This is a genomic window from Paenibacillus sp. JMULE4, from assembly GCF_013337105.1.
In the GTDB taxonomy this organism is placed as follows: Bacteria; Bacillota; Bacilli; order Paenibacillales; family NBRC-103111; genus Paenibacillus_G; species Paenibacillus_G naphthalenovorans.
Window position 1 is genome coordinate 192,991 of record NZ_SGWF01000011.1, and the last position, 11,993, is coordinate 204,983.

Genomic DNA, 11,993 nt, shown 5'->3' on the forward strand with positions numbered 1-11,993 from the left:
TCTTGTATTGACTCTCACCTGATGATTGTTTATCATAGTACGCATAGATGCAGTAATAACGTTGAAAGGGAATAGTAGACAGCGAACCCTTCAGAGAGCGGAGCCGGCAAGAGGCTGGAAGGTTCCGCAGGACGTACCTGTTGAAGTCGCCCCGGAGTTGCCGAATTGAAAGCGAACCCTAGATTCGGCCGGTTACAGCCGTTATCTGTTTGAGTGCCGTATTTTGACCGGAGAGGACTCCGCGAGAATTTATGCCTAAGTACGGAATAAAGGTGGTACCACGGAAGCGAGAGCCTTTCGTCCTTTGCGGCGAAAGGTTTTTTGATGTGCTGCGGTGATGCGTTTATGCGAAAGATGCGTCCCTGCGACATATAGCCCCAACTGAATTCGAAAGCATATGGAGGTATTGCTGGTTATGGATGAAACAAAACAAGCGGCGGCGCCGGCTACGTCGATGCCGACAACGTACGATCCCAAAGAATCCGAGAAAAAATGGTATGATTACTGGCTGAAGGGCGGCTATTTTCAAGCGGGACAGCGTAAGGACGCGAAGCCTTACACGATCGTCATTCCGCCGCCGAACGTGACCGGTATGCTGCATATCGGCCATGCGCTGGATTTTACGCTGCAGGACATCATGATTCGGACCAAACGGATGCAGGGCTATGACGCGTTATGGCTTCCGGGCTCCGATCATGCGGGAATCGCTACCCAAACGAAGGTGGAACAAAAGCTTCGCGAGGAAGGCGTGACGCGTTACGATCTCGGCCGGGAGAAATTCCTGGAGAAAGTATGGGAATGGAAGGAGCATTATGCCGGTACGATCCGTGAGCAGTGGGCCAAAATGGGCTTCTCGCTGGACTATTCCAGAGAACGGTTTACGCTGGACGCAGGATTGTCCAAGGCGGTGCGCGAAGTATTCGTGCGTCTATATGAAAAGGGCCTGATCTATCGCGGCAAATATATCATCAACTGGGACCCGGCCGCCCGTACGGCGCTATCGGATATTGAAGTGGAGTACAAAGAAGTGCAGGGTGCGCTCTACCATTTAAAATATCCGGTCAAAGACAGCGATGAATATATCGTCGTGGCGACGACGCGTCCGGAAACCATGCTGGGCGATACCGCGGTGGCGGTGCATCCGGAGGATGAGCGTTACAAGCACCTGATCGGAAAAACGCTTGTCCTGCCGATCATCGGAAGAGAAATTCCGATTATCGCCGACGAGTATGTGGAAAAAGAATTCGGAAGCGGCGCCGTCAAGATTACGCCGGCGCATGACCCGAACGATTTTGAGGTGGGCAAGCGCCACGATTTGCCGCAGGTGCTCGTGATGGACGAATCCGGCTCCATGAATGCGAACGCGGGAAAATATCAGGGGCTCGACCGCTTCGATTGCCGCAAGCAAATCGTTGCCGATATGAAAGAGCTGGGTGTGCTGATCAAAATCGAAGAGCATGTGCATCAGGTCGGCCACAGCGAACGCAGCGGCGCCGTCGTGGAGCCATATTTGTCGACGCAGTGGTTTGTGAAAATGAAGCCGCTGGCGGAGCGTGCCGTAGAGGCCCAGAAATCCGCACAAGGCGTCCATTTTGTGCCGGACCGGTTTGAAAAAATCTATTTGCACTGGATCGAGAACGTGCGCGACTGGTGCATTTCGCGCCAACTTTGGTGGGGCCACCGGATTCCGGCGTGGTACTGCGGCGACTGCAGCGAGATCATCGTCTCCCGCGAAGATGCGACCGTGTGTCCGAAGTGCGGCGGCACACACCTAAAGCAGGATGACGATGTGCTTGATACCTGGTTCAGCTCCGCGCTGTGGCCGTTTTCTACTCTCGGCTGGCCGGAACAAACGGAAGACATGAAGCGTTATTACCCGACGGACCTGCTGGTAACGGGCTACGATATTATTTATTTCTGGGTCGCCCGCATGATTTTCAGCGGACTGGAGTTCACGGACAGCATACCTTTCAAGGATGTGCTCATTCACGGTTTGGTGCGCGATGCGGAAGGGCGTAAAATGTCCAAATCGCTCGGCAACGGCGTTGACCCGCTTGAAGTCATTGAGAAATACGGCGCCGATGCGATGCGCTTTATGATTTCAACAGGCTCTACGCCGGGGCAGGATCTTCGCTTCCGTTGGGAGAAGGTAGAGCAGGCACGTAACTTTGCGAATAAAATTTGGAACGCATCGCGTTTTGCGCTGATGAATCTCGGAGATTTCAAAGTTTCCGATATCGATTTGAGCGGAGAACTGGGTACGGTGGACCGGTGGATACTGCACCGTTTGAACGAAACCGTGCGGGATGTGACGAGACTGATTGATGCGTATGAGTTCGGCGAAACGGGACGTCTGCTGTACAACTTCATTTGGGATGATCTGTGCGACTGGTATATCGAATTCAGCAAGCTGTCCTTGTACGGAAACGATGAGGCGGCCAAGAAGACGACGAAATCCGTACTCGCTTATGTGCTTGACCGGACTCAGCGCCTGATCCACCCGTTCATGCCGTTCATCAGCGAAGAGATCTGGCAGCATTTGCCGCATGAAGGCGAGACCATCACGCTGGCTGCCTGGCCGGCATTCGAAGCGCGCTTTGAGGCTCCGGAGGCTGTGCGCGAAATGGAGCTGCTGATGGATATCATCCGTACCGTCCGCAACATCCGCGCCGAAGTGAACGTGCCGATGAGCAAGAAGGTGGATTTGCTTGTGAAGCCGGCCGGCGCCGAATTCCTTGCCATCCTGCAGCGCAACGAAGAATATGTGCGCCGGTTCTGCAATACGTCATCTCTGGAAATCAATTTGGAGTTAACGTCTCCGGACAAAGCGATGACAGGAATTGTAACCGGAGCGGAGCTGTACTTGCCGCTGGCGGGCCTGATCGATATCGCTCAGGAAATCGCGCGGCTGGAAAAAGAACTCGGGACGCTTCATAACGAGGTGGCCCGCATCGAGAAAAAGCTGTCAAACCAAGGCTTTATAGCGAAGGCTCCGGCTAAAGTGATCGAAGAAGAAAAGGCAAAGCTTGCCGATTACGCCGATAAACGGGATAAAGTGAATGCCCGTCTGGCGGAGCTGAAAGGGTGAACTTGCGATGAGCGAAGACAGGCAATCTGCTCCGGCAGGATCGTTCCAGACGGCTAAGGAAGCGGTGGACTGGCTCGTAAGATACATTCCGCTGGCGGGCATCAAGCCGGGTTTGGAACGGATGGAGAAGCTCATGGAGCTGCTCGATTATCCGCATCGCCGGTTAAAATTTATCCATGTGGCCGGAACGAACGGCAAAGGCTCGGTATGCGCCTATCTGTCGGAAGTGATTCGCCAGTGCGGATACGATGTGGGGACCTTCACGTCCCCTTATATCGAGAGCTATAACGAGCGCATCCGAATCAATGGGCAGAACATATCCGACGAAGATCTGCTTCAGGTCATCAATAAATCAAGCCCGTGGTCGACCAAGTGGCGGCAGAGTACGGGCAGCCCTCGATGTTCGAGATTTCCACCGTTGCGGCGATTGAATATTTTGCGCGTATGGCCTATCCCGACTTCGTCGTTTGGGAAACGGGCCTGGGCGGACGATTGGATTCGACCAATATCGTTACTCCGCTGGTTTCGGTGATCACCAACATCGGTTATGATCACATGGATTATTTGGGAGAAACGCTGGAACAAATCGCAGCGGAGAAAGCGGGCATCATCAAGTCCGGCGTTCCGGTCGTAAGTGCGGTGAAGCAGCCGGAGGTTGTGGATGTCATTGAGCGGAAGGCCAAAGAAAAGAACAGCAAGCTGTATTTGCTGGGGCGGGAATTCCGCTATGATACGGTCTCGTCAAAAGAAGATGAACAGACGTTTCACTTCCGGGGATTGTTCCGGGACATACCGGACGTGAAGATCTCTTTGAACGGGTTGCATCAAATCGAGAATGCATCCGTCACTCTGATGACGATTGAAGTCCTGCGTCAATATTATGCTTTCATTGTAGACGATGAGGCTCTGTATCTCGCTATGAAACGGACGCAGTGGGCCGGACGTCTTGAAATGATATCTGCGAAACCGAGGATTTTGATCGACGGCGCGCACAATCCGGAGGGAGCCGAATCGCTGGTAAAAACGCTGAAAGAGACATATTCTTTTAAAAACCTCCATTTTGTCATGGGAATGCTCGATAACAAGAATCATTCCGGCTATTTTAGGCATATACTGCCAATAGTGGATACTCTCATCCTTACCGAGCCGGATTGGCATAAGAAGGCCTCGGCGGAATCGCTTGCCGGACTGGCTAGAACTATGCTGCAAGAGCATGGCCGAAGTGACGTGGAAGTGATCGTGGAGCCTGACTGGAGGGCGGCGCTCGAGCGAGCCAAGGGCTTGGCGGAAGAGGACGACCTTACCGTCGTCTCGGGCACGTTATATTTGATAGGGGATGTTCGTTCCTGGATCAAGCATAAATCCGATTCTGAAAAAGGCTGGTGAGAACGCGAGTGAATACATCGGAGCACATCCATTTTATCGGCATCGGAGGCTACGGCATGAGCGCCATTGCCAAAGTGATGCTGGAAATGGGCTACCAAGTTTCGGGATCCGATTTGGCTCAGCAGGAGCTTACAGAGAAGCTGGCGGCCAAGGGGGCGCAGGTGTTCATTGGACACGAAGCGCAGAACGTGAAGGGAGCGGACGTCGTCGTATACTCTACGGCGCTGTCCAAAGATAACGTAGAAATGGTCGCGGCTGAAGAGCTGAACATCCCGATTTTGCACCGGGCTCAAATGCTGGCGAGACTGATGAATGCGAAGAAGGGCATTGCGGTAGCGGGAGCGCACGGAAAGACAACGACGTCATCCATGATTGCCCTGGTGCTGGAACGTTGCGGACAGGACCCGACCTTCATCATCGGCGGGGAAATCATGAACGTCGGAAGCAACGCCAAAGCGGGCAAGGGTGAATGGGTTGTCGCGGAAGCCGATGAAAGCGACGGTTCATTCCTGCAGTATCAGCCTTCCATCGCTTTGGTCAACAATATCGAGGCGGACCATCTTGAAAACTATGACGGCAACTTTGAAAATCTGAAATATGCCTATGCCCGGTTCTTAAGCCAGGTGAAGAAAGACGGCAAAGCGGTTGTTTGCAAGGATGATGTCTATTTGCGCGATATGATTCCGCAAATCAAGAGCAAGGTCATCACCTATGCGATCGAAACGGAAGCCGATGTGATGGCACGGAACATCTGTCTTGGCGACAGGAAGGTTACGTTTGAATTGGTGCGGGAGGGGAACGTGCTTGGTACGGTTCGTTTATCCGTGCCCGGCAAGCATAATGTGTATAATGCGATGGCTACGATCATTACCTGCATGGAAGCGGGTCTGACGTTCGAACAGGTAGCCGAAGCGATTACGGAATTCCGCGGAGCCAAGCGGCGGTTTCAGGTGCTTGGGGAAGTAGACGGCATTCTGGTCATCGATGATTATGCGCATCATCCAACTGAAATCGAAGCCACGATTCAAGCGGCCAAAGCGACGGGGAAACGCATTATCGCCGTTTTTCAGCCACAGAGATACACTCGTACGTATTTCCTGTTTGAGCAGTTCAGCCGGGCGTTTCCGAATGCCGACGAAGTGATCATCACGGACATCTATTCCCCGGCGGGGGAAAAGCAGATCGAAGGGATCAGCTCCGCCAATCTGGTGGAACTGATCCGTAAGAACAGCAACCCGAACGTGCGGTATATACCGACAAAGGAACAGGTGCAAAGCTATTTGTTCGATACCGTAAATCCGGGAGACCTGGTGCTGACCATGGGGGCAGGCGATATTTGGAAAGCGGCCGACGGTTTGGCCAAATCTCTTATGGAGCGTGCAAAGCAAAACTAAATTTGCAAAGCGAAGCCTTCGGTCCATCCTGCCGCGTGCAGGACGGTATGGTGCCGGAGGCTTCTTTATGTACAGTTCTATTTCCTCTTTAACTCTCATAGTCTAGTAATAAGATCATGGACAAGGGAGAGTTGACGCCGGTGAACAAAGCCAGGATGACGTTTCGTTTCAATGACCAAAAGCTGCGTGAGAAGCAGGAGCAAAGTGAACAGAGCGGTCGGCGCGATCAGCATACGGAGCGGGAGAATAAGGAACAGGCAAAGGGGATTCCGATGAGTACAGAGGAATACCGTGTTATAGAAGAACGACCCGGGCAAGGGCCGGCAATGGGCAATGAGGAACGCAAACCTGTCGAGGTCAGACCTTTGAACGAATATACCACCGATTTTGGCGGCTGGCACAGCTCATTCGATACGGACACCTACCGGATTGAAGAGAGTATCCCGCCATCGGAGAAGTTGAGGGCCGATCCGGAATCGGGGTACGTGGAACGGGAATGGAATCGGGGACGGGGGCAGACGCGGGAGTATAGGGCTTATAAGACCAAAGACTCATTCTACTATCCGAACCCGTCCGGCGGAAACTCATGGATGAAAATCGCCGCCTCGGTAACGGGGGCTGTCGTGACGGGCGTCGCTTTCGGTTTTTTGGTGCTCTCTATGTTCTCCGGAGACGTCTCCGACTACGGGAAGGTACAACCCGTGGGCGGGACGACAGCGCCGCAGCAGCAGGATAATGCCGCTGTACAGGATAGCAACAGCGGTGCAGCGAAAGCGCCGAATGCGGCCGTGAATGAAGCCGTGGCCGACTTGGCTGTCAACCTTCCAGCCAAAACATATTCTTTTCTGCAGGGAGGCGTCTTCAGTAGCTCCCAGAGTGCGGATTCGGCTGTAACCGATTTTCGCCGGAAGGGGCTTGCTGCGGTCAGCGATGCGGGGGAAAAGTTCCCTGTATACGTAGGCATGGCTCTGAGCCGGGATGAAGCGCTTGAGCTTACCCGGACGTTTCAGCAAAGACAGCTTGAGGTGATGATCAAGCCATTTGACATTCCGGCCGCAGCCAAAATCAAATGGAAAGGCAATCAGATCCATTTGTTTGAAAGCTATATGAGCCAGGGAAATGAGCTGGTACAGCAGATTGCATCGCAGACGGTCGTCCAGCTGGGTAAAGAAAAACCGGAGGCGCTCGATCCGAAGGCGCTGCAGTCCATCAAAGCGACCCACCAGAGCTGGGCTGGCACGGCTTCGGCCGTCAGCGACGGTTTAGGGGAGGTTGGCCGGGCGTCGCTTCCCAAAATGAACAGCGCGCTCAATACCGCCGTAGTTTCGCTTGAGGAATATAATAAGAATCCGTCGCAGGCTCTCCTTTGGGAAGCTCAGTCCGCTTTAATGCAGTATCTCGTGGCCGAGAAGGCGCTGCTGAACAGCGCTTCGGTACAATAAAAAAAGCAAGCTCACCTCTGATTCGCCGTGACGAATGAAAGGTGAGCTTGTTTTATGCATGTACGATATGAAGAGCCGATTTACCGTCCGTTTTACCGTCAACCCCAAGCAGATACAAGGCACTGGCGTCCCTGATAGGGTTACTTGCGGCTTGCTATGTAGCGGTCGATCAGTGCGGCGGATTCAGCCCGTGTCATGGAGCGTTCAGGCTCAAATCGCTCTGCCGTTACACCGTCAATCCAGCCGGCCTGCTTCAACGCGGCTACCTCTCCCTCCGCCCAGTAACCTGCTGGTATGTCTTTGAACGGCCGCTGCGAGCCCGGCGCAAGCTCAATCAGCGGCAGCTTCGCGAGCCGCTGGAACAGCGCGGCCACCTCCGCCCGGGTCACGGGCTGGTCGGGCCGCAGCGTGCCGTCGGGGTAGCCCTCCAGCACGCCGGCCTTCACCGCCCTGTCCAGGTCGGCGAAGGCCCAATGCCCCGCGTTCACGTCGCGGAACGCGGCAGCCCCCTGCGCGGCGTCGCATCCGCCGTCGCGGTAGACGGCGCCGGCGACCGTGTCCTTGCCGCCGTCGCCGCAAGCGCCCCCTGCCGGCTTCGCCGCCGGCAGGTCGAATATGCGTCCGAGCAGCGTCATCCATTCCGCTCTCGTCAGCATGCGGTCCGGCTCGAAGTTCTTGCCGACGCCCTCCACCACGCCCTGCGCATTCAAACGCAGGATGGCTTCGCGCGCCCAGTGTCCCCGGGTGTCGGGGAACTGTATATTCGGCGGCAAATAAGCTTCAATGCCGCTGGCAATGCCCTGAGCCATGATTTGGCGCATCTGATTCGATGCCAGGAGAGCCGCATCCTCAGGGTTCGACAGGAACGCCGTCTCCACGAGGATGCTCGGGATGTTTCCCATACGTACGACATAGACCGCGCTCGGTACAATGCCCCGGTTTTCCAGCCCCGCCGTTTGGACGAGGGAGTTCAGCACCTTGGTCGCCAGCTCCCGGCTTTGAGGCGTAAGGGCCCTCATCTCGGGACTTGCAGGATAGCTCGATTGAGGATACGCATCGTCATAATAAAGCACCATCGCACCGCGCGTTCCGGGACTGGAGATCGAATTCGCGTGGATGGAAACAAACAAATCCGCATGCTGCGCCTTCGTAAAGTCGACCCGTTCCTTCAGGGTGAGATACACATCGGAATCCCTTGTCATCGTAACCTCGTATCCCCGCTGTATCAGGAGATCTCTCAGCTTGCGGGATATGTCCAGATTGACCGTTTTCTCCTGAAGACCGTTTACGCCAATGGCGCCGGGGTCACGGCCTCCGTGACCGGCATCGACGACAATTTTCGCGGCCATCGCCTGGCCGGGCAGCACCAGAAGGCCCAGCGCCAAAATAGCGGTGCGCATCCACGGTTTTCGCAACGGCTTGCCTTTTTTTCTTACCATGATCCAAGTTCACCTTTTCTTCCGTAAGCAGATAGCATTCCTCATAATTCCTTTCCAGACAATACTCGTTCGTCGCCACGGACAAGTGTGATATAATAGCCAGTGGCATACATAGAAAATCAGATTAGTAATTTTTTCCCGAAAGAGGTATCCTACACTTGAAAAAGAATATGCTTACGCTCATTCTCTTCCTGATTGTCGGATTGGTTGCCGGAACGCTGGTCGGCCAGCTTCTTGCCCCATATCCGGGATTGTCGTTCCTGACCAAGTCGGTGCCGCTGAGCTGGCAGCCTAAAGCCGATCTGATTGTGATCCAATACGATCTGGATCTTCAGATCCGTCTGAATCTGATCAGCATTGCGGGCTTGGCGCTCGGATTCTGGGTGCATCGCAGGCTGTAGACAAGGAGCTGTCCGCTTCCGGTGAAGGAAGCGGATCGGCATGCGCGTTTCACATAGAGGATTCATCAGGCTTCATTCGTTTTTCCTTCATCCGTCATGTCCGGACAGCCGGGGATTTTCGGGGACAAACCACCATATAAAATTTCGAAACGAGGGAACGTTTTATGTCGATAACCACAACCAAAACGCTGATTCTGGCTTCCTCATCCCCGCGGCGGCAGGAGCTGATCAGCTCCTTGCAGCTGCCCTATCAAATCATCGCCAGCGACGCGGACGAAACGATAGAAGCGGGACTTGCGCCGGAACACATTGTGGAGCGGCTATCCGGTCGCAAAGCGTCGGCTGTATACGAACGTTGTAAAGCGGATCGTTCGGGGGTCAGGGACGGCATTATCATCGGTTCGGATACGATCGTCGTTTTGAACGGTGAAACGCTCGGCAAGCCAAAGGACGAAGAAGACGCTTTCCGCATGCTGAAGTCCCTGCAGGGAAGGGAGCACCATGTCTACAGCGGCGTGGCCTGCATCGATTTGCAGACCGGGGAGAGGCATGTAGACCATCAGCGGACGTCCGTTTGGATGAAGGCACTCACGGATGAACGAATTCGTCGTTATATCGCAACGGGAGAGCCAAAGGACAAAGCCGGAGCCTATGGCATTCAAGGACTCGGCGCAACTCTTGTGGAGAGAATCGAGGGCGATTATTTTACCGTCGTGGGTCTTCCGATGTCGCTGCTTTCCGATATGCTCGAACGTTTTTCTGTGGCTGTTTTTTGAGAGGGTGTCATGATATAATGGATGCTCGAACAAAGACTATATGAAAGAGGGGAATGCATGGAATCGCTCAATTATACATTGCGCGATGTCCCAAACGAAGAACGACCTAGAGAACGCATGATACAGTATGGGGCTCAAGCATTAAGCAACGCGGAGCTGCTAGCGATTTTGCTCAGAACGGGCACGTTTCAGGAATCGGCCGTCCATGTCGCGCATCGGTTATTGAAGGAAAGCGGCGGGCTGAGGAGCCTGACCGACATGAGCATCGAGCAGTTTACCCAAATCAAAGGGATCGGCGCGGCCAAAGCGCTGCAGATTCAAGCGGGCATCGAGCTGGGCCGCAGGCTTGCCCGAAGCGCCATGAACGAAACGGTTACGATTCGATCTCCGCAGGATGTGGCGTCACTTTTGATGGAGGATATGCGTTATTTGCAAAAAGAGCATTTTGTTTGTCTGTTTCTGAATACCAAAAATCATGTGATCGGTCAGGAGACCGTATCGATGGGCAGTCTGAATGCGTCCATCGTTCATCCCCGCGAGGTGTTCCGCGCAGCCATTAAGCGCAGCAGCGCTTCCATTGTTTGCGCTCATAATCACCCGAGCGGCGATCCGACTCCGAGTCCGGAAGATGTCCAAATTACGAAGCGGCTTGTGCAAGCAGGCGACATCGTAGGGATCGATGTGCTGGATCACATCGTGATCGGCGATCAACGCTTCGTAAGTTTGAAGGAGCTTGGATTGATGTAATATAATAAGTAAGGCTTCTTGATCAAAGACGATTCGGCAAAGCTGCACGGAGGTTGCGGCGGGGGCTTTTCTGAAAGCATCAGAAAGCGAATCCCTCCGAATCTTCTTTTGACGGTCAGAGGTTTATAATGCCAAATCACGGAATTGGATGGGCTTATGTTGGGAATGACGCTTCATACTTAAGGCGGTACCTGAAATAAGCGGCTGAAAATCCGTTTTTTTAATCAAAATTGAAAACTAATTCCGCGGAATGCGCGTCTTTTAATAGAGAAGGGAGCACCAACCATGTTCGGAGGATTTACAAAAGATCTGGGGATTGACCTGGGGACGGCCAACACATTGGTTTATGTCAAAGGCAAAGGTATCGTCGTTCGCGAGCCTTCCGTCGTTGCACTTCGCACCGATACGAAAACCATCGAAGCGGTAGGCAACGACGCAAAGAAAATGATCGGGCGCACACCGGGCAACATTCGGGCCATCCGTCCGATGAAAGACGGTGTGATTGCCGATTTTGACACAACGGCGACGATGATCAAATATTTTATACGTCAAGCGCAAAAGCAGCGCTTTTTGTTTCAGCGTCACCCCAGCGTGATGGTGTGTGTTCCGTCCGGGATCACTGCAGTGGAAAAACGCGCGGTGGAGGATGCGACGCGGCAGGCCGGAGCCCGCGACGCCTATACGATCGAGGAGCCGTTCGCAGCGGCGATCGGCGCCGATTTGCCGGTATGGGAGCCGACCGGCAGCATGGTGGTCGATATTGGCGGCGGTACGACCGAGGTGGCCGTCATTTCCCTCGGAGGTATTGTCACAAGCCGTTCCATTCGTGTAGCCGGCGATGAGATGGACGAGGCGATTATTCAATATATCAAACGCACCTACAATTTGATGATCGGTGAGAGGACGTCGGAGCAAATCAAGGTGGAGATCGGTTCCGCGCTGCCGTTGGACCCGCCGCAGAGATTTGAAATCCGGGGCCGGGATCTGGTGACGGGGCTGCCCAAAACGATGTCCGTGACCTCGGATGAAATTACCGAAGCTCTTGCAGATACGGTGAACAGCATTGTGGATGCCGTAAAGATAACCCTTGAGAAATGTCCTCCGGAGCTTGCGGCCGACATCATGGATCGGGGTATTGTGCTCACGGGCGGCGGAGGCTTGCTTCGCAATCTGGACAAGCTGCTTTCCCGTGAAACGGGGATGCCTGTGCTGGTGGCCGACAATCCGCTCGATTGCGTTGCGATCGGCACAGGGAGGGCGCTTGACAACATTCACTTGTTCAAGACGAGGTCCGGTCCTGCCGTCAAAGCCCGGCGTTAA

At 54.2% G+C, this 11,993-nt stretch carries 8 protein-coding genes, 1 pseudogene and 1 other annotated feature; of the genes and pseudogenes, 8 read left to right on the forward strand and 1 reads right to left on the reverse strand.

Annotation, left to right across the window (positions count from 1 at the left end; genetic code table 11):
• The first annotated feature begins 52 nt into the window (after nt 1-52).
• Nucleotides 53-308: a binding site (T-box leader), on the forward strand.
• A gap of 107 nt (nt 309-415) precedes the next feature.
• From EXW96_RS06180 to EXW96_RS06195, 4 genes and pseudogenes are all read left to right on the forward strand, one after another.
• Entirely contained in the window at nt 416-3,088 is a 2,673-nt protein-coding gene (locus EXW96_RS06180; RefSeq protein ID WP_174350150.1) for a valine--tRNA ligase, read from the forward strand.
• A gap of 7 nt (nt 3,089-3,095) precedes the next feature.
• Nucleotides 3,096-4,474: pseudogene (locus EXW96_RS06185) on the forward strand (bifunctional folylpolyglutamate synthase/dihydrofolate synthase).
• Between the two features lie 8 nt (nt 4,475-4,482).
• Nucleotides 4,483-5,868 (forward strand): UDP-N-acetylmuramate--L-alanine ligase, encoded by a 1,386-nt coding sequence (gene murC / locus EXW96_RS06190; RefSeq protein WP_054819255.1) that lies wholly within the window; start codon nt 4,483-4,485, stop codon nt 5,866-5,868.
• A 140-nt stretch (nt 5,869-6,008) separates the two neighbouring features.
• Nucleotides 6,009-7,310: a hypothetical protein gene (locus EXW96_RS06195; RefSeq protein ID WP_174350151.1), complete on the forward strand. Its 1,302-nt coding sequence runs from the start codon at nt 6,009-6,011 to the stop codon at nt 7,308-7,310.
• A gap of 140 nt (nt 7,311-7,450) precedes the next feature.
• On the opposite strand, the gene EXW96_RS06200 is transcribed toward EXW96_RS06195, so the two are convergent.
• Nucleotides 7,451-8,659: an N-acetylmuramoyl-L-alanine amidase gene (locus EXW96_RS06200; RefSeq protein ID WP_254611265.1), complete on the reverse strand. Its 1,209-nt coding sequence runs from the start codon at nt 8,657-8,659 to the stop codon at nt 7,451-7,453.
• A 248-nt stretch (nt 8,660-8,907) separates the two neighbouring features.
• Between EXW96_RS06200 and EXW96_RS06205 the strand changes: the two genes are divergently transcribed.
• From EXW96_RS06205 to EXW96_RS06220, 4 genes are all read left to right on the forward strand, one after another.
• Nucleotides 8,908-9,150: a DUF4321 domain-containing protein gene (locus EXW96_RS06205; RefSeq protein ID WP_062409252.1), complete on the forward strand. Its 243-nt coding sequence runs from the start codon at nt 8,908-8,910 to the stop codon at nt 9,148-9,150.
• A 164-nt stretch (nt 9,151-9,314) separates the two neighbouring features.
• Nucleotides 9,315-9,926 (forward strand): Maf family protein, encoded by a 612-nt coding sequence (locus tag EXW96_RS06210; protein ID WP_174350152.1) that lies wholly within the window; start codon nt 9,315-9,317, stop codon nt 9,924-9,926.
• A gap of 57 nt (nt 9,927-9,983) precedes the next feature.
• Nucleotides 9,984-10,673 carry a RadC family protein gene (radC, locus tag EXW96_RS06215; protein WP_054819696.1) on the forward strand — a complete coding sequence of 230 codons (690 nt, stop codon included), beginning with the start codon at nt 9,984-9,986 and terminating at the stop codon, nt 10,671-10,673.
• Between the two features lie 285 nt (nt 10,674-10,958).
• The gene (locus EXW96_RS06220; RefSeq protein WP_054819697.1) at nt 10,959-11,993 is read left to right on the forward strand and encodes a rod shape-determining protein; all 1,035 of its coding nucleotides are present in this window, start codon (nt 10,959-10,961) and stop codon (nt 11,991-11,993) included.

What these genes read in the sequence shown, in the direction of transcription:
- EXW96_RS06180 (WP_174350150.1), top strand. Translation starts at nt 416, where the DNA reads ATGGATGAAACAAAACAAGCGGCGGCGCCGGCTACGTCGATGCCGACA.
- EXW96_RS06200 (WP_254611265.1), bottom strand. Translation starts at nt 8,659, where the DNA reads ATGGCCGCGAAAATTGTCGTCGATGCCGGTCACGGAGGCCGTGACCCC.
- EXW96_RS06210 (WP_174350152.1), top strand. Translation starts at nt 9,315, where the DNA reads ATGTCGATAACCACAACCAAAACGCTGATTCTGGCTTCCTCATCCCCG.
- radC (WP_054819696.1), top strand. Translation starts at nt 9,984, where the DNA reads ATGGAATCGCTCAATTATACATTGCGCGATGTCCCAAACGAAGAACGA.
- EXW96_RS06220 (WP_054819697.1), top strand. Translation starts at nt 10,959, where the DNA reads ATGTTCGGAGGATTTACAAAAGATCTGGGGATTGACCTGGGGACGGCC.